This is a genomic window from Anaerofustis sp. LCP19S3_F7, assembly GCF_052119445.1.
In the GTDB taxonomy this organism is placed as follows: domain Bacteria; phylum Bacillota; class Clostridia; order Eubacteriales; family Anaerofustaceae; genus Anaerofustis; species Anaerofustis butyriciformans.
On record NZ_JBQKFF010000008.1, the window covers coordinates 34,284 to 51,256 of the forward strand.

The 16,973-nt window shown below is 30.7% G+C and carries 19 protein-coding genes; 2 read left to right on the forward strand and 17 right to left on the reverse strand.

Annotated elements, in window-relative coordinates; genetic code table 11:
• Position 1: 1 nt before the first annotated feature.
• The 5 genes from ACTQYZ_RS08350 to ACTQYZ_RS08370 form a co-directional block, all read right to left on the reverse strand.
• Positions 2-460: an arginine repressor gene (locus tag ACTQYZ_RS08350; RefSeq protein ID WP_138269021.1), complete on the reverse strand. Its 459-nt coding sequence runs from the start codon at positions 458-460 to the stop codon at positions 2-4.
• Positions 450-1,310, reverse strand: coding sequence for an NAD(+)/NADH kinase (locus ACTQYZ_RS08355; RefSeq protein ID WP_441021574.1), 861 nt, complete (start codon positions 1,308-1,310; stop codon positions 450-452). Before ACTQYZ_RS08355 ends, ACTQYZ_RS08350 begins: the two co-directional genes overlap by 11 nt.
• A gap of 4 nt (positions 1,311-1,314) precedes the next feature.
• Entirely contained in the window at positions 1,315-2,118 is an 804-nt protein-coding gene (locus ACTQYZ_RS08360) for a TlyA family RNA methyltransferase (protein WP_138269023.1), read from the reverse strand.
• Positions 2,115-2,669, reverse strand: a complete 555-nt coding sequence (locus ACTQYZ_RS08365; RefSeq protein ID WP_441021576.1) for a hypothetical protein — start codon at positions 2,667-2,669, stop codon at positions 2,115-2,117. Before ACTQYZ_RS08365 ends, ACTQYZ_RS08360 begins: the two co-directional genes overlap by 4 nt.
• A 97-nt stretch (positions 2,670-2,766) precedes the next feature.
• Positions 2,767-2,970, reverse strand: coding sequence for a hypothetical protein (locus ACTQYZ_RS08370; protein WP_329380250.1), 204 nt, complete (start codon positions 2,968-2,970; stop codon positions 2,767-2,769).
• 73 nt (positions 2,971-3,043) lie between these two features.
• Between ACTQYZ_RS08370 and ACTQYZ_RS08375 the strand changes: the two genes are divergently transcribed.
• Together ACTQYZ_RS08375 and ACTQYZ_RS08380 are read left to right on the forward strand one after the other, a co-directional pair.
• Entirely contained in the window at positions 3,044-3,676 is a 633-nt protein-coding gene (locus ACTQYZ_RS08375; RefSeq protein WP_441021578.1) for a DUF421 domain-containing protein, read from the forward strand.
• Positions 3,673-4,053, forward strand: coding sequence for a DUF4363 family protein (locus ACTQYZ_RS08380; RefSeq protein WP_441021580.1), 381 nt, complete (start codon positions 3,673-3,675; stop codon positions 4,051-4,053). Before ACTQYZ_RS08375 ends, ACTQYZ_RS08380 begins: the two co-directional genes overlap by 4 nt.
• On the opposite strand, the gene ACTQYZ_RS08385 is transcribed toward ACTQYZ_RS08380, so the two are convergent.
• From ACTQYZ_RS08385 to ACTQYZ_RS08440, 12 genes are all read right to left on the reverse strand, one after another.
• Positions 4,040-4,891: a prephenate dehydrogenase gene (locus ACTQYZ_RS08385; RefSeq protein WP_441021582.1), complete on the reverse strand. Its 852-nt coding sequence runs from the start codon at positions 4,889-4,891 to the stop codon at positions 4,040-4,042. The genes ACTQYZ_RS08380 and ACTQYZ_RS08385 overlap by 14 nt on opposite strands.
• An 11-nt stretch (positions 4,892-4,902) precedes the next feature.
• Complete coding sequence (locus ACTQYZ_RS08390; protein ID WP_441021583.1) at positions 4,903-6,066, reverse strand: TraB/GumN family protein; 1,164 nt, start codon at positions 6,064-6,066, stop codon at positions 4,903-4,905.
• A gap of 97 nt (positions 6,067-6,163) precedes the next feature.
• Positions 6,164-9,136 (reverse strand): vitamin B12-dependent ribonucleotide reductase, encoded by a 2,973-nt coding sequence (locus ACTQYZ_RS08395; protein WP_441416378.1) that lies wholly within the window; start codon positions 9,134-9,136, stop codon positions 6,164-6,166.
• Between the two features lie 131 nt (positions 9,137-9,267).
• On the reverse strand, positions 9,268-9,777 hold the full coding sequence (locus ACTQYZ_RS08400) for a shikimate kinase (protein ID WP_441416379.1): 510 nt from the start codon (positions 9,775-9,777) through the stop codon (positions 9,268-9,270).
• A 2-nt stretch (positions 9,778-9,779) separates the two neighbouring features.
• On the reverse strand, positions 9,780-10,583 hold the full coding sequence (gene aroE, locus ACTQYZ_RS08405) for a shikimate dehydrogenase (RefSeq protein ID WP_441021589.1): 804 nt from the start codon (positions 10,581-10,583) through the stop codon (positions 9,780-9,782).
• A gap of 2 nt (positions 10,584-10,585) precedes the next feature.
• Positions 10,586-11,503, reverse strand: coding sequence for a chorismate mutase (locus tag ACTQYZ_RS08410; RefSeq protein ID WP_441021591.1), 918 nt, complete (start codon positions 11,501-11,503; stop codon positions 10,586-10,588).
• 9 nt (positions 11,504-11,512) lie between these two features.
• Complete coding sequence (gene aroC, locus ACTQYZ_RS08415; RefSeq protein ID WP_441416380.1) at positions 11,513-12,592, reverse strand: chorismate synthase; 1,080 nt, start codon at positions 12,590-12,592, stop codon at positions 11,513-11,515.
• On the reverse strand, positions 12,570-13,808 hold the full coding sequence (gene aroA, locus ACTQYZ_RS08420) for a 3-phosphoshikimate 1-carboxyvinyltransferase (RefSeq protein ID WP_441416381.1): 1,239 nt from the start codon (positions 13,806-13,808) through the stop codon (positions 12,570-12,572). Before aroA ends, aroC begins: the two co-directional genes overlap by 23 nt.
• Positions 13,809-14,870, reverse strand: a complete 1,062-nt coding sequence (aroB, locus tag ACTQYZ_RS08425; protein WP_441416382.1) for a 3-dehydroquinate synthase — start codon at positions 14,868-14,870, stop codon at positions 13,809-13,811. It lies immediately after the preceding gene.
• A 10-nt stretch (positions 14,871-14,880) separates the two neighbouring features.
• On the reverse strand, positions 14,881-15,894 hold the full coding sequence (gene aroF, locus ACTQYZ_RS08430) for a 3-deoxy-7-phosphoheptulonate synthase (protein ID WP_441416383.1): 1,014 nt from the start codon (positions 15,892-15,894) through the stop codon (positions 14,881-14,883).
• 104 nt (positions 15,895-15,998) lie between these two features.
• Positions 15,999-16,121, reverse strand: coding sequence for a hypothetical protein (locus tag ACTQYZ_RS08435; RefSeq protein WP_441021601.1), 123 nt, complete (start codon positions 16,119-16,121; stop codon positions 15,999-16,001).
• A gap of 177 nt (positions 16,122-16,298) precedes the next feature.
• On the reverse strand, positions 16,299-16,784 hold the full coding sequence (locus ACTQYZ_RS08440) for a hypothetical protein (RefSeq protein WP_441416384.1): 486 nt from the start codon (positions 16,782-16,784) through the stop codon (positions 16,299-16,301).
• Positions 16,785-16,973: the final 189 nt, after the last annotated feature.

Here is a 16,973-nt window from a genome sequence, read left to right on the forward strand (position 1 = left end):
TTTATTTTCCTTTCTTTAAAAGAGATTCAAACTTTTTAACCAATTCTTTTGCGTCATCTTCACTTCTTACAAGTATGAAAAGTGTATCATCTCCCGCAACCGTTCCTACAATTTCATTTAATTTTAAAGCATCAATTGCAACACCTGCAGCTTGAGCCATTCCTGTTATTGTATGAAGGCATACAAAGTTGTTTGCATAATCAATTGTTAAAACAGCTTCTCTAAAAACACTTACGATTCTGTCATCTAAATTTGAACTTTGATTTGAATATGCAGCATATTTATATTTACCGCTTTTTGTCATTACCTTTATAAGTTTCATTTGTCTGATATCTCTTGAAACTGTTGCCTGCGTTACGTTTATTCCCGCTTCTTTTAAGTATTTTGTTAAGTCTTCTTGTGTTTCAACTTCGTATTTGTTTAATATTTCAAGTATTTTTGAATGTCTGTCAATCTTCATGAACAAATTCTCCTTCTACTATTGGGTTTTTTATCTTGTTTACAAGTAAAGAATAGAAATTATAATCATCAAATCTTATGAAATTGGCTTTAAGAGCACTTTTCTTTATTATTATTTCATTTCCTTTTATATCTGGTTCAACACTATCTATGTAAACACTAGTTATTTTAGGGTTAAACCTTATTTTTACAACATCATTTGAATTAACGATAATGCTTGTTGAATTTAAAGTATGAGCACAAATAGGATTTATTATAAACAAATCACAGTTTGGGTTTACAACAGGTCCCCCGCTTGAAAGGTTATAAGCTGTTGAACCTGTAGGTCCTGATATTATTACACCGTCAGCAAGATAGTCGGCAAAAACTTCATCGTTTATAAATACCTTATATTCTGCAACTCCGTAGTGATTTTTTCTAAAAAGCACTGCATCGTTTAAGGCAAAACCAAGTTTGTTGTTATCTTTGTCATACACATCAAGAAGCATTCTTTTATCTAGTGTGTAATCACCATTTAAAGCTTTATCTATACATTCTTTCCATTCGTTTCTTTCTACATTTGCAAGAAAACCGACTTTTCCAAAGTTAATTCCAAGAATTGGTTTTTCGTATTCTCCTATTTGAGATAAGGCTTTTAAAATCGTTCCGTCTCCTCCGATTATTATAATAAAGGAAACTTTTTTTATATTTTCTTCGTTTAATATTGAAAAGCTGTCATATTCGGGATTTTTCAATGGTTCTTCAAGATACATATGTACATTTTTTTCATACAGATAATGAACTATTTGTCTTGTGAAATCCATGTATCTGTCTTTTTTATAATTTGTTATTATGCCTACATATTTTTCCATAATGTCAGTCAATCTCCTTATGCGCATTTTCAACACATTCATCTACTATATTATCAATATCTATAAGGTTTTCTTCATTTTTTGTTACATATGCAATAAATTCTCTGTTGCCTTTAGGTCCTTTTATAGGTGAAAAATCAAGTTTTTCAACATATAATCCCTTTTCTTTAAGTCCCAAAATCACATCTTTAACAACTTTTTTATGAATGTTTTTATCTTTTATTATTCCATTTCCAACAAGTTCTCTTCCCGCTTCAAACTGTGGTTTTATAAGACATATATATACACCGTCATCTTTTAAGAAATTAAGCAGATTATCTGCAAGTTTTAAAATTGAAATAAATGATACGTCCATAACGGCAATGTCAATCATTTCCCCGACTTTATCAAATTCCATATTTCTGAAATTCGTTTTTTCAAGACAAACAACTCTTTCGTCCTGTCTTAATTTATATGCAAACTGACCGTATCCGACGTCTATGCTGTATACTTTTTTTGCTCCGTTTTGAAGCAGGCAGTCTGTAAAGCCTCCGCTTGATGCTCCTACATCCATGCAAATCTTATCTTTAACATCAACATCAAAAACTTTGATTGCTTTATCAAGTTTGAAACCGCCTCTGCTTACAAAGGGATTATCATTTCCTTTTATAATAATATTTGAATAAATATCCACCTTTGTTCCCGCTTTATCGACTCTTTGGTCATTTACGAAAACAAGACCTGCCATTATAAGTCTTTTTGCTTTTTCCCTGCTTTCTGCCATTCCGCTTTCAAAAAGCAAAACATCTAATCTTTCTTTGGTTTTCATTTTTTTATCCTCCTTTTAATAGAGAAAAATTCCACAAAAACCGCCGCTTTTCTTACTATCTCGGTGGAATTGTTCATTGAAATATGTTTTCCAAAGGCTTTTCCCCCAACTGTCAAAGCAGCGACAACACCATTTAAAACAACGCTTATTACAACGGTTTCTTTTAAATTATATATGCTAGCGATTTTTACTATAATTATTGCAACCGTAGCCCCACTTATGATACCGCATATATCTCCGATAACGTCATTACATATATTTGAAACCTGAGAAGCTTTTTTAACAAGGTCAACAGCCTTTCTTGCTCCTTTAACTTTATTTGCCGCCATTGCATTAAAAGGTGCAACTCCCTCTGTCGTTACCGCAGTTCCAACCATATCGCATATTATACCTATCAATATTATTGCGAAAAGCACAAAGAGTGCGCCAACCAAACCTGCATTACCTACAAGGGACTCACTTATTACGTTAAATGTCATAGATAAAAAGAATGTTAAAAACGTAATTTTTATAGCCCAGCTCTTCCCGTCTTGTTTTTTATTCTTTGACATATTTCCTCCGATTTCTACTAATTATATCACAAAATATTTTTATTTTTTTACCATTATAAAACTCGACAATTTTTTATCAAAAATTCGTCAATTTTTATTAATAATATCCGTTTCTTTTATTGTATTCACTATCGGCAATTCTCTCTAAGCTATTTGATATTGATTTTATATCCTTAAAATATTCTTCTATTTTTATTTTTAAATACCCTAAAAATGATATTACCGAAACAAGTACCATAAATAATAAAACAGGATTTATTATATTTATTATTTTAGTCAAATAATCCAAAAAACTATTCATATTTATTCTTTCCATGTTATAAAAATACAATTATATCATATACTAAAATTAAAAAAAAAGAAAGGTTTTAATTATGTTAATTTGTTTTATTCGTGTTGCACTTATATATTTTTTGGTTTTATTCGCCATAAGATTTTTAGGAAAAAGACAGATAAGCGAATATCAGCCTTTTGAACTTGTGATAACAATAATGATAGCGGATATTGTAACTGAACCTATCGGCGACGTTAATATCCCCCTTTTAAACGGAATAATTCCCTTGATAGTTTTAATATTTCTTCAAACCTGTATATCTCTTTTAACATTTAAAAACGAAAGAATAAGGACTTTTATATGTGGAAAGCCTGAATATCTAATATACAATGGGAAGATAATGCAAAAGCAAATGTCAAAAATGTTAATAGGTATTGATGATTTGTGTGAACAATTAAGAAACAATGATATTCTTGACTTAAACGAAGTTTCCTATTTAATTTTAGAAGCCAACGGAAACCCAAGTTTTGTTGAAAAACAAGACGGTTCACTTCCAATAAGTCTCATTAAGTATGGTAAAAGACTGAGTAAAAGTCTTCCCCTTGCAAATTATACCGATGAAAGACTTGATAAGGAACTTAGGAAAAAAAATATCATAAATGATAAAGATGTCTTTTGGGCATATGTATACCAAAATCAGTTATATATAATAAGAAAGGATAGTTTAAAATGAGATCTTTTTGTTTTGCGGCGGCACTTTTGATTACACTTCTTGGGATAAATGTTTACTGTTATAACTTTATAAAAGAGTCATCAATAAAACTTGAAAACAATATTGACGAGATAGTTTATTACTTAAACAAAAATGATGATGAAAATGTAGAAAAAAGTTTTAATAAGTTAAAAGAACAAACAATAGAAAGTAAAAAAGTATGGTTTCTTATAATAAACCACGAAGAAATTGATAACGTAGATGTAAAGATAAAAGAATGTGAAGGATATATAAAAAAAGAAGCCGACAATGAATTATTGGCCTCTTTAAATTCTCTTAAATTTTATATAAACAATATCTACGAAAGGGAAAAAGTCAACATCCCTAACATTTTTTAATGTGATATTCGTTGCTTTTTTCTTTTAAAATTCTTCCTTCTCTTAAAAGCTGTTCCATTTTATCCATGTCTTCACTTTCAAGAGCATCTTTATATTCTTCTAATTTTTCTATTATATTTTCAACCTCGAATAAAAGGGCGTCTTTATTCATGATAAAAAGTTCGCTCCACATATATTCGTTTAACTTTGCAACTCTTGTTAAATCAAGAAAACTTCCCGCAGAAAAGCCTTTCTCTTCCAAAATTGAAGGGCTTTTTACATATGCATTTGAAACAACGTGTGCAAGCTGAGATGTAAAAGCGATTATCTTATCGTGTTCTCTTGGAGTTGATAAAACACATTCTTTAAACTTCATTTGTTTCACAAGCTGTTTTATAATATTTATCTTATCTTTATTTGTATTTTCCGTTACGGTAACAATAAAACTTGCTCCTTTAAATAAATCTGAAACAGCCGCATCGTATCCCCAAAGTTCTCTTCCTGCCATAGGATGAGCTCCAACATAATCTATATTTCTCTTTAATGCTTCAGGTTCAATTTTATTTACTATTTGTTCTTTAACCCCGCATAAGTCCATAAGGGTAGAATGTTCTTTCATTGTTTCCATTACTTTAAAAGCAAGGTTAATTGTATTAACAGGATGAAGAGCTATTACAACTATATCCATTTCTTTCATATCATCAATTAAAATAATATCGTCAATTGCTCCGTCTCTTTTTGCCTTAATCAACGTTTCAGAGTCTATATCATAACCGAAAACTTTATTTGTCGTATATTTCTTTACTGCTTTTGCAAAAGAGGCTCCTATAAGCCCAAGTCCCACTACTGCTATATTCATGTTATCACTCCTTAAAAAATTTGAAGAAAACTTTTAAATATGTCGGTCCCTGCAATAATCGTTCCTATTGTACTTCCAAGATTAGCAAAGGTAACAACCAAAAGTATTTTTGTTATTCTGTTTTTCCAAAGTCCTTTTAAACTCTCTAAATCAGAACTTAAGTTTTCAAAATCGGAAACTTTTGGTTTTCTTATATATGCTTCCACAAGCCCTGCAAACCACCCTGCCGCAAGAAGCGGATTAAGGGAAGTTATTGGAGCAGCTAAAAATGCCGTTATAATGGCTGGAATACTTCCAAAAGCAAGGACTACGCCAAGAGCACTTAATGTTCCATTAAAAAGTATCCAACTTATTATTTGAGAAAATCCCGTATCAGCGCTTTTAAAGAAGCTGAATATTATCATTAATATAATAAAAGCTGGAATTCCAAATCCTATAACTTTTCCCGTTTTTCCGGGTTTTGGTATTTCTTCTATTTCCTTTAAATCTATATCTTCTTGTATATTTTTTATTATTCCGTTTAAATGAGCCGCACCTACAACGGCAACTATTTTTTCGCCTTTTGCGTTTTTTATCTTTTGAGAAAGATATATGTCACGTTCATCTACAAGATATTTTTTTAAATCCGGAAATGATGTGCTTATATCAAGCAAAGCATTTTCTATATAATCCCCTTGTTTTATATTTTCAAGATCCTCTTCGCTTAATTCTTCATCTTCAAAAAAGCTCATAATAAGACCATACAGAAGTTTCATCTTTTCCATAAAAGACATCTTTCTGAATATTCTAAGAAAAGTTGTCTTAATATCTCTATCTGCTAAAGTAAGCTTTGCTCCTATTTCTTCGGCAGTATTTATGGCATTTATCATTTCCTGCCCTGAGTTAATATCAAAACTTTCAGCAATTCTTTTTTGATAAGAACTTAAAATAAGGTTTATTAAAAGAAGAGTCGTTTTCTTTTCCTTAATAACATTTACGATGTCCGTATCCTGCCATCTTTCGTTATTTTTAATTGAAGAATATCTGCCTTCGTCAAGCTCTATACAGACATTGTCGGGCTTTATTTCTCTTATCATTTCTTCAACTTGAATGGCACTTTCTCTTGATACGTGTGCCGTACCTATAAGGGTAATTTCTTTACCGTTTATATTAAGCTGTTTAACTGTTTCAGACATTTTGCCTCCGTAAAATAATTACAAATTACCCCCTTAAAAAAGGGGGTAATTTATTTTATCATTTTTTATTTAATTTATAAAGCATATTTAAAAAATTTTAGCTACAACCTGTTGTTGAACCGCAGTCTGCACATACTTTACATGTTCCGTTTCTAAAAAGTCTGTTTGATGAACAAACCGGACAAACCTCTCCGTACACTCTTGTTGTATTTGGGTCGTCTTTTATCTGTTCATAGCTAAGCTGTTCTTTTTCTTGTCTTTCTTCTTTTATTATTTTATTGCTTATGCTGTCGTTTATTTCTTCTTCTTGTGGTTTTTCCGGTTTTACTTCAACTCTTGTAAAATCCCCAAGTTCTATATCTATTATCTTACTTAATAAATCAGCAATACTTGAAGCATTTTTAATGTATGGATGTCTTGATACAAATCCGCTTGGTTCAAATTGTTGACCTCTTAGAAGTCTTGAAATTTCCTTTGCAGGAATGTTGTATTGAAGCATATTTGATATTGATTTTGAAAGAGAAGCAAGTAAGCCTTTTACTACTGTTCCTTCTTTGTCTGTTGAAACAAATATTTCAGACATTCTTCCGTCTTGGTAGAATCCTATTGTTACATATAATTCAATATCACCTATCTTAGCAGCATGAGTTCTGCTTCTTCTCATTCCGTCAGGTTTAATTCTGTGAAGTGTTCCTCTCTTACAGTGTTTTGCATAATCAAGAAGTCCTTGATATGTAAGGTCTTCCAAAGAATCGCTTTCACTTTTTATTGATGTATTAAGAGGTTGAGAAGCCTTTGAACCGTCTCTGTAAACAGAAATAGCTTTAACCCCTGACATATAAGAAAGTTTATAAATATCGCTTATATCTTCATAAGTTGCGTTAGAAGGCATGTTTACTGTTTTTGATACAGAACCGCTTATAAGAGGAGTTACTGCCGCTACCATTAAAACATGTCCGCTTGGAGAAATTTCGTTTGCAGTTTCAAATATCTTCTTATCCTCTTCTCTTAAGTGTGGTGCATCATTCAATGAATAGTGCATAAAGTTTCCTATTTCATCTTTTTCAAGAAGATAATCTTTAATATCTTTTATTTCTTCTTCTTTATATCCTAAATTTCTAAGAGCAATTTCCAATATTGGATTTACAAGTTCCATTGTTCCCCCACCTGAAAGGGATTTATAAACAACGTTTGAATAGAAAGGCTCAAGCGATGTTGCACCGCAGTCCATTGCAAATGAAATTGTTCCTGTTGGAGCAATAACAGTTGTTTGAGCATTTCTGATTCCATATGCTTCGGCATGTTCAAGAGCTTTTGTCCATAAAATTCTGCTTGCATTTAAAACTTCTTCAAGTCCCATTTCAGAAATTACATCTTCATCAAGTTTTAAAGGAACATAATCAAGCCCTTCAAAATTATCATCTAAAGCAAGAGAACATCTTGCAGAGTTTCTAAGTACTCTTAACACATACTCAGCATTAATATCAAATTTTTCAAATGGTCCGACACTTCTTGCCATTAAAGCAGAAACAAGATAAGATTGTGCGGTCATAATAGAGCATAATGCCGCAGTTAAGTTTCTTCCTTCGTCGCTGTCGTATGGATAACCGAATACCATAAGAAGTGAAGCCATATTTGCAAGTCCTAGACCTGTTGTTCTAAACATATAACTCTTTCTTGCTATTTCTTCAGTTGGGAATTGTCCCCAGTGAATTGATGCTTCAAGAACAAGTTGTATTAAAGAAATCAAATGAATATAATCATTTAATTTAAAGATTCCTTCTTCTTCGTTATAGAATCTGTAAATATTGATTGACGCAAGGTTACAAGCAGTATTATCAAGGAAAGCATACTCACTGCATGGGTTTGTTGCATTTATTCTGTTGTATTTTGCACCTACGTTTCCATCTTCACCGGCAGGGCAAGTATGCCAAGCATTGAAAACATCATCAAATTGAACGGCAGGGTCTGCACAGTTCCATGCTGATTTACAAATTAAATCCCATAAGTCTTTTACTTTAACTTCCTTATTTACTTCTTCATCAACTCTACCTTTTAGTTCAAAAGTAGCATCAGGATTTTCTCTTAAGTTTAAGACTTTTTCCATAAATTCTCTGTTAAGTCTTACAGAGTTATTTCCGTTTTGTCCGCTTACTGTTTGATAGGCTTCTCCGTCCATTGAAGTATCATATCCCATTTTTCCAAGAGCTCTTACTTTGTCTTCTTCTCTTGCTTTCCATGAAACAAAATCTTCAATTTCAGGATGATCAATATCGGCTATAACCATTTTTGCAGCTCTTCTTGTTGTTCCACCGCTTTTTATTGCTCCGGCATTTCTGTCAAAACCTTTTAAAAAGCTCATCATACCTGAAGATTTTCCGCCGCTTGAAAGTTTTTCGTTTACTGCTCTTAAATTAGAAAAGTTAGTTCCTACCCCTGAACCGCCTTTAAATAACTTTGTTTCTGTAACGTATTGCTCAGAAATAGAATTATCCCCAAGCAATGTATCTTTTATAGAAAGAATAAAGCAAGCTGATGCTTGTGTTCTTGTGTATCTGTCTTTACTCTTCTTTACGCTTCTGCTTTCAGGATCAAAGTAGAACATATTGTCACTTTCACCGCTTATGCCGTAGTTTCTCTTTATTCCTGTGTTAAACCATTGTGGAGAGTTTGGAGCCCACATTTGATTTAAAAGAGCATAAGCTACTTCATCATAAAAAATATTATATTGATTTTGAGTTGTTATAAGCCCTTCATCAACAAGAGCATCTGCCCAAAATCCTACCATTCTATCAACTACTTGTTTTATGCTTGTTTCGTGTCCGTTATCTTTTCCTACCCCTGCTTTTCTAAAATATTTAGATGCTATGATATTACAGGCATTTTTTGAATAAAATTCAGGGAATTCCAAATCATGCATTTCAAAAATGTTTTTTTGTGTTTTATAATCAAAAATCTCAACATCTACGGTTTTATATTCAAATAAATCATAAACCGTAATGCTGTTATCTTCTTCAAGTCTTTTGGTAAAACGTCTTTTGAAAATATTGTTTACACTTAAATTATCCATAAAGTTCACCTTTCTTATGTAAAATATTCTACAACATATAGTATAAATTACATGCATTAATACAATTATTAGTATATCATTTATTATTGTAATTGCAATAAGTTTTATCTAACAAAAAACAAAAAAGAACGTTATAAAACGTCCTTTTTATTTAATTCTTTTATTATGTTTTCTATGCAGTGTTTAAAATAACCATTATTGCTTACTTCAATATCACAGTATTTTTTATATAAACCAATTCTGTTATTATACAAGTTATAAATATGTTCTTCGTTATTTTTTAAAAGTGGTCTGTCTTTACCAAGATTTTTAGATTTTAATATATTTTCAACACTTCTGTTTATAAATACTATTATGCTTGTTTGTTTAAAATAATCAATGTTTTCTTTTCTTGTGACTATTCCGCCTCCTGAAGAAATAAGAGTGGCGTTTAATTTTGAAAGCTCTTTTGAATAAAAGGTTTCTATATCTCTAAAACTTTCTTCACCATCTTTAAATATTTCACTGATTTTTTTGTTTATCTTTTCTTCAATGTAATTATCCATATCTATAAAAGTTAAACCAAGCTCTTTTGCAAGTGCATTACCAATACTGCTTTTACCACAGCCCGGCATACCGATTAATAAAATATTCTTTTGCATTTTTATATTTCCTTTTTAAGTTTGGATATAATCTTATTTGTATCTTCTTTTGAAATTACAAAGTCATTCCATATTTCTTCTGATTTAAGACCTTGAATAATAAGCATTTCAATTCCGCCGCAAGTTTTCTTACCTAAGTTTTCGCCTATTTCCATAAACTTTGTTTTTAGCGGATTATAAACAACATCAATTACGTAATCAAAGTTTTTGATTATATCTTCATTAACAGGAGAAAAATCAACTTTAGGATACATTCCAACAGGTGTTGTATTTATTATTACATGAGCTTTTATTTCTTTTAAATCTTCATAGTCTATTAAATTAACGTCATTTTTTGCTTGTTTATCGCTTTTATTACGGCTTACCAAATAAACTTCTTTTGCACCTAAATCCTTAACGCAAGAAATAACGGCCTTGCTTGCGCCGCCGCTGCCTAGTATTACAACCTTACTATTATTTATTTCTACATTGTTCACGTTAAGCTGATACATAAAGCCGTAATAATCGGTATTATAACCGTAAAGTTTTCCGTTAACATTTTTTATTGTATTAACGGCACCGATTTTTTCAGCCTCTTCGCTTATAAAATCCAAACCAGCCATAACGGTTCTTTTATAAGGAATAGTTACGTTTATTCCGTCAAGATTATTTTTTTTCATAAAATCTTTTATATTTTGTGCCGTATCAATATCTATTTCATAAAGCTCATACTCATAATTTAAATTTAATACTTCAAAAGCCGTATTATGTAAAATTTTTGAAAAACTATGAGGTAATTTTTCACCAATTAAACCAAATTTTTTCATATCTATCCTTTATATGTTCCAAGAATTCTTATATATGGCAAATCACCGTCAAGTCCGTATAACATTTTTAAAACATTGTTATCTTGTAAACTGCCGTCAAAATTAATATAAATTGTAAATTCTTTTCTGTATATATTTGTTTCTTTTGAATCTATTTTATTAATGTGGATATTATAATTTGCAAAGTATCTTATTAAATGACTTAATGATTTCGATTTATTGTCGATTTTAACAAGTAAATCTACTTTAGTACAATCTTTGCAGAAATATTTATCTTTACCAAGAATTATAAATTTGTTTAAATCTTCAAGTTTATCAGATTTATTTTTGTTTATTACGTTTAAGTTATCATCTACAACAAACTTATCTTTTATATAAACATCATCGTAAGTCTCAAGAAGAGAATACATTTTTGCAACGTGCCCGTCTCCGGCATTATCTAAAGCCAAAAAGGCAAAGTCTATTTCCCCGTTTGAAACAGCTTTTAAAATATCTTCGTATTCTTCAAATTTAATTACTTCAAGGTCTTTGTTAAAATATAAATTCATTGCATCAATTGATAAATGATTTATTTTATCTATGTAACCTATCTTATTAGCACTTTCAACCAAATCAATAGTATATTTTTCTTTTATTATGTTTATTGCCTTATCGGCAATTGCTTTTCTTTGAAAATTCTTACTTATATCCATAATATGATTGAAAAAGTCGGCAATCTCTTCTGAATAATCTTTGTTTTTAAGATTGTTTATTGCATTTTCAACTACCTGTGCTTCTCTTTTGGTATTTAATACTTCGATATTATTTTCTTTTTTATACTTCGCCACGTCTACGACAGTATTCATTCTTTCTTCAAAAAGTTTAACTAATTCTTTATCTATTTCGTCAATTCTTCTTCTTGATTCTTCCAAACTCTTCATACATAACTCCTAATCACATAACAAAAAATCATATAAACAAATTGCACTTGCTGCTTCTATTACAGGAACAGCTCTTTTTACAATAACGGGATCGTGCCTTCCCACTATTTCCAAACTTGTATTTTCCTTTGTTTCGACATTTATGGTTCTTTGTTTTCTTGCGATGCTTGCAGTTGGTTTTATTACAACGCTAAAGCATATAGGCTGTCCGTTTGATATTCCTCCAAGAACTCCGCCGTTGTTATTTGTGAAAGTTTTTACATTGCCATTTTCATCATAATAATATTCATCGTTCGCTTCACTTCCAAGCATATCAGCAAAAGAGAAACCTTCGCCAAATTCAACGCCTTTAACGGCTGGAATGGAAAATAGAATATGGGACATTCTTGATTCAATACTATCAAAAAACGGAGAACCAATACCTGCCGGATAACCTATTATACCACATTCTACTATTCCTCCAATGCTGTTTTTTTCATTTTTTACATTTAAAATTACATCTTCCATCTCATTTTGCCTTGTTTTATCAAGAAGTGGGAATGATTCGTTTTTCAATCCAAGTAGAATATCTTTGTTAATATTGGTGTAATCGAAACTCAAATCTTCAACTTTGTTTATTTTTTTTATATGTGCACCTATATATACCCCTTCTTTTTCTAAAAGCTGTTTTGCAATTGCTCCTGCAAAGGTTAAAGGAAGAGTAAGTCTGCCGGAGAAGTTTCCTCCTCCTCTGTAATCATTGCTTCCGTGATGTTTTACATATGCGGGATAATCAGCATGAGAAGGTCTCATTTTTACTTTAAGCTCGCTGTAATCTTTACTTCTTGTATTGCTGTTTTCAAATATTGCACAAAGAGGAGAACCTGCTGTTTTATTATCAAAATAACCGCTTATTATCTTTGGAGTATCGGCTTCTTTTCTTGGAGTTGAAAATTTATCGCCCCCTTGTCTTCTTTTAAGTTCAAAGTCAATTTTATCAAAATCAAGGGTTACTCCTGCTGGAATTCCGTCAATAACAACACCGATTGCTTCGCTGTGAGACTGCCCGAATATAGTTACTTTAAATTTATTCCCAAATGTCGCACTCATTTATTTCTCCTCCAAGTTTCTTAAAGTCTTCATAAAAATGCGGATAAGATTTTTTAACACACATATAATCTTTTATTATGATATCATCTTTGCACCTGCTTGATGCAATGGCAAGACTCATTGAAATTCTATGGTCTTTGAAAGAATCAACATATCCTCCATTTAAAGAATCAACACCGTTTATTGCAAGGCTTTCTTCATGTTCTATAATATCAGCACCAAGTTTATTTAACTGAGTTGAAATTGCAGTTAATCTGTCACATTCCTTTATTCTAAGTCTTCCTGCATTTATGATTTCCGTTTTTCCTTTAGTTAAAGCTGCACACACCGTAAGGATAGGAATAATATCAGGGCAGTTTGTTGCGTCAATCACTTTGTTTTCATCATTTTTAAGTACTTCAAGCCATTTTAATATTTCTTTATCACCTTGAAGGGAATTTTCATCAAGACCCTTTATGTCTATATCATTGCCAATATAGTTCGCACTAAGGAAGAATGCCGCCTGAGAATAGTCTCCTTCAACGGTATAATCCATTGCCTTATATTCCTGATTTCCTTTTATTATAAATTCTTTATAGTCCTTATTTTCAATTTCTATACCGAACTTATCAAGCATTGAAAGAGTTAAATCCAAATAGCTTTTTGATTCAAGTTTTGAAGTTATTACAATTTTACTATCATCATTTAAAAGAGGAAGAGCGAAAAGAAGTCCGGTTATAAATTGAGAGCTTATGTCTCCCCTTACATAAAATGTATCAGCTTTTAATTTTCCCTCTACTTGCAAATCCAAAATATCTTTTTTATAAGAATATTTTATTCCTTGTTTGTCAAATATTTCGTAAAAAACATTAAGGGGTCTTTTGCCTAAGTTTCCTTTACCGATAAAAGTCTTTTTCTGATTAAGAAGCATTGTTATTGGAACGAAAAATCTTAAAGTAGAGCCTGATTCGTTACAGTCCACTATAAAATCTTCATTGTTTGGAGATGATAAAATCCCCTCTACCACTACTTTTCTATTATCTATTTTTATTTTTGCTCCCATGCTTCTTGCTGCGTTTATGGTTGCTATTATATCATCGGATAAGTCTATATTATCTATTATAGAATTACCCTTTGAAAGAGCAGCACATATAATCGCCCTGTGAGCCATGCTTTTTGAAGGAGGAACAATTACTTCCCCTGATAATTTTCTTGGTTTAATTAAAATATTGTCCATTTACTCATCCTTAAAAAATTGTGTATTTGTCTTATGTATATAACATTTTCCTATTTCATTTAAAAGAATTACGTTTAAAACTTTTCCTTCGTTTTTCTTGTCGGAAGAAATATGAGAAAGAATACTGTCATTATTTATTGCCCCGATATCGTATTCCATATCAAAGTTAATTAAAATATCTTTTATTTTATCGCTTACGCCTTTAGGTGTAAGACCAAGTTTTTCACTGTGTTTTGTTATTTCATACATTCCTATTGCCACAGCTTCACCATGAGTATATTTTTCATAGTTAAAGTGAGCTTCTATTCCATGAGCAAGAGTATGACCAAAATTAAGCTTCATTCTCTCCCCTGTGTCTTTTTCATCTTCTTCAACTACAATTCTCTTTAAATTACAGCTTGTGTATACTATATGTTCTATATTATTAAGTATATCTTCTTTTGTTTTAAGATTAGATAAAAATTCAAAGAAATCTTTATCAAATATAAGACCGTATTTTATTACCTCAGCCAAACCGTCTTTTATGTTTCTAAGGGACAAAGTTGTTAAGACATTTGTATCAATAAGCACAAGCTTTGGTTGATGAAAACTTCCAACCAGATTTTTGCCTTTTTTAAGGTCTATTGCAACTTTTCCACCAACAGAACTATCTACTTGAGATAAAAGAGTTGTAGGAATTTGAATAAATCCAACACCTCTTAGAAATGTAGATGCAACAAAACCGCCAAGGTCACCTATAACTCCGCCCCCCAAAGTTATAATCATGTCTTTTCTAGTCATGTTAAAATCAATAAGAGCATTATATATAGGTTCAAGAGATTCAATGGATTTTGTTTTCTCTCCGTTTGGAAGAATAATATAATCAACACTAAAACCGCCGTCTTTAAGGTTATTTATAACTTTATCAAGATAAAATCTTGCAACTATATCGTCGGTTATTATAAATAGTTTTTCTCCCTTATATACTTTTTTTATTTCTTCTGATAATGATTTTAAAATATCTTCTTTAATAATAATATCATAAGATTTTTCATTAAGATTTACATGAATTTTCTTAGCCATAATTTTTTCCTTATAAAGTTCTTCCAACGATTGGAGCAAGTTTTCTTAAATCTGTCATTAAATCGTTGAATGCTTCAGGTTTTAGAGATTGTTGTCCATCACATAAAGCGTTTAATGGGTCGTTATGAACTTCGATAATAAGTCCGTCTGCACCTGCAACGATTGCTGCTTTAGCTAAAGATTCAACCATCCACCATTTACCTGTTGCGTGTGATGGATCAATGATAATTGGTAAGTGGCTTAATTTTTTAATTGCCGGAATTGCGCTTAAATCAAGAGTGTTTCTTGTGTATGTTTCAAATGTTCTAATACCTCTTTCACAAAGGATAACATTTTCGTTTCCGCCTGCCATAATGTATTCAGCTGACATTAGAAGTTCTTCGATTGTTGCACTTAAACCTCTTTTTAAAAGAATAGGTTTTCTGATTTTACCAAGTTCTTTTAATAAATCGAAGTTTTGCATATTTCTTGCACCGATTTGGATTACATCAACATCTTCAACGAATTTTTCAAGGTCATTTGTAGACATTAATTCAGTAACAATTGGAAGTCCTGTTTCTTTTCTTGCTTCTTTTAAAAGTTCAAGTCCATCGTATCCAAGACCTTGGAAAGCGTATGGGGAAGTTCTTGGTTTGAAAGCACCGCCTCTTAAGAAGTTTGCACCTGAAGCTTTTACATCTTTCGCAACTTGTGTAATTTGTTCTCTTGTTTCAACTGAACAAGGTCCTGCGATAATTGCAAGTTTTTCTCCGCCTATAACTTGATTTCCAACTTTAATTTCGCTGTCGTTTGGGTGGAACATTCTGTTTGCTTTTTTGTAAGGTTCTTCAACATGTAAAACTCTTCTTACGATTGAGTTTGCTTCAAGTGTTTTTGCATCTAAAACAGATGTATCACCTACTAAACCAAGTACAGTAAGGTCTTCTCCTTCGATTGGTTGGATTTTTAAATTTTTGCTTTCGATTTGAGCAACCAATTTGGCTACTTCAAGTTTGTCTGAGTTGGGTTGTAATACTACTATCATTTTGATTTTCTCCTTTAAGTTAATTTTTTAATTTTGTAAAATAAAAAAGGGAACTCCTTTTAATGAGTTCCCCAAATTCTTTACTTTGCGTTTTTTAAATACATTTAAAGATTATACTCACTAAAAGGCTTATCTGTACGTGAAAAAGAACCTGCATAGAAATAAAAGTTTGCAAAGCTAAAATAGTTATAAAATTTAAAGCTATTTAGTTCTCTTAAACCTTTCATTTTAATTTTCTCCTTTGTATTCTTGTTTGATATAATACACTTATTATTTTTAATTGTCAAGAATATTTAGTAAATTTATGAAATTTTTTCATACAGTTTACTTTTTATATAACAAAAAATGATTTATTTTCATTAAGTTTTATTAATTTTTTTAATTATGAAAATTCAACAATATATTTAATATATACCATATTCTTCCGTCATATCACTAATAGATTTAAAATAATTTCCCATAATAGGATTAAGCTGATCGTTATCTAAAGGATTTACTTTACATTCTCCATCTACTTTTACAAGAGAAAATTCAACCTCTTCACTAAAAATATCTGGTTCAAAACTTTCCAAAGATTCAAAGAAATACTTTTCAATATAATCATATGTTTCTGCATCACTTAAATTTTTATCAACTTGGTCTTTTGAACCTTTAATTGTAGCATCAACCAAAACGTCACCTATATTTTCATTTGTGATTTTTACTTTTACAGTAACACTATCTCCACTCTCGTTTACATCTAAAATCTCATATTCTAGATTTTTTGTTGAACGTTCGAATACTTTTACATACATATCATCAATATTATCAAGTCCTTCTTGTATTGAATAATCTAAATATATAATATTATCCAATGTTTCTATATCGAAACTTTTATATGCATCAAGCATTGCACTAACTTTTTTCAGGTGTATTTTCTGAACTTTGAGAATTAGAACACCCAAAACCTATCAAAGCAAACGTAAAAACTAAAATTAATAAAATACTACTTTTAAATTTTTTCATATTAATTTCCCCTTATTTTTTTATTTTATTATAATACTTTACTTTAATATAATCAAAACATAATTACTATATAT

Bases quoted from the DNA above. Each gene is read 5' to 3' on its own strand.
- ACTQYZ_RS08365 (WP_441021576.1), bottom strand. From the start codon at position 2,669: ATGTCAAAGAATAAAAAACAAGACGGGAAGAGCTGGGCTATAAAAATT.
- ACTQYZ_RS08435 (WP_441021601.1), bottom strand. From the start codon at position 16,121: ATGAAAGGTTTAAGAGAACTAAATAGCTTTAAATTTTATAACTATTTT.
- ACTQYZ_RS08385 (WP_441021582.1), bottom strand. From the start codon at position 4,891: ATGAATATAGCAGTAGTGGGACTTGGGCTTATAGGAGCCTCTTTTGCA.
- ACTQYZ_RS08360 (WP_138269023.1), bottom strand. From the start codon at position 2,118: ATGAAAACCAAAGAAAGATTAGATGTTTTGCTTTTTGAAAGCGGAATG.
- ACTQYZ_RS08395 (WP_441416378.1), bottom strand. From the start codon at position 9,136: ATGGATAATTTAAGTGTAAACAATATTTTCAAAAGACGTTTTACCAAA.
- ACTQYZ_RS08400 (WP_441416379.1), bottom strand. From the start codon at position 9,777: ATGCAAAAGAATATTTTATTAATCGGTATGCCGGGCTGTGGTAAAAGC.
- aroF (WP_441416383.1), bottom strand. From the start codon at position 15,894: ATGATAGTAGTATTACAACCCAACTCAGACAAACTTGAAGTAGCCAAA.
- aroC (WP_441416380.1), bottom strand. From the start codon at position 12,592: ATGAGTGCGACATTTGGGAATAAATTTAAAGTAACTATATTCGGGCAG.
- ACTQYZ_RS08350 (WP_138269021.1), bottom strand. From the start codon at position 460: ATGAAGATTGACAGACATTCAAAAATACTTGAAATATTAAACAAATAC.
- aroA (WP_441416381.1), bottom strand. From the start codon at position 13,808: ATGGACAATATTTTAATTAAACCAAGAAAATTATCAGGGGAAGTAATT.
- ACTQYZ_RS08380 (WP_441021580.1), top strand. From the start codon at position 3,673: ATGAGATCTTTTTGTTTTGCGGCGGCACTTTTGATTACACTTCTTGGG.
- ACTQYZ_RS08410 (WP_441021591.1), bottom strand. From the start codon at position 11,503: ATGAAGAGTTTGGAAGAATCAAGAAGAAGAATTGACGAAATAGATAAA.
- ACTQYZ_RS08390 (WP_441021583.1), bottom strand. From the start codon at position 6,066: ATGTCTGAAACAGTTAAACAGCTTAATATAAACGGTAAAGAAATTACC.
- ACTQYZ_RS08440 (WP_441416384.1), bottom strand. From the start codon at position 16,784: ATGCTTGATGCATATAAAAGTTTCGATATAGAAACATTGGATAATATT.
- aroE (WP_441021589.1), bottom strand. From the start codon at position 10,583: ATGAAAAAATTTGGTTTAATTGGTGAAAAATTACCTCATAGTTTTTCA.
- ACTQYZ_RS08355 (WP_441021574.1), bottom strand. From the start codon at position 1,310: ATGGAAAAATATGTAGGCATAATAACAAATTATAAAAAAGACAGATAC.
- aroB (WP_441416382.1), bottom strand. From the start codon at position 14,870: ATGGCTAAGAAAATTCATGTAAATCTTAATGAAAAATCTTATGATATT.
- ACTQYZ_RS08370 (WP_329380250.1), bottom strand. From the start codon at position 2,970: ATGAATAGTTTTTTGGATTATTTGACTAAAATAATAAATATAATAAAT.
- ACTQYZ_RS08375 (WP_441021578.1), top strand. From the start codon at position 3,044: ATGTTAATTTGTTTTATTCGTGTTGCACTTATATATTTTTTGGTTTTA.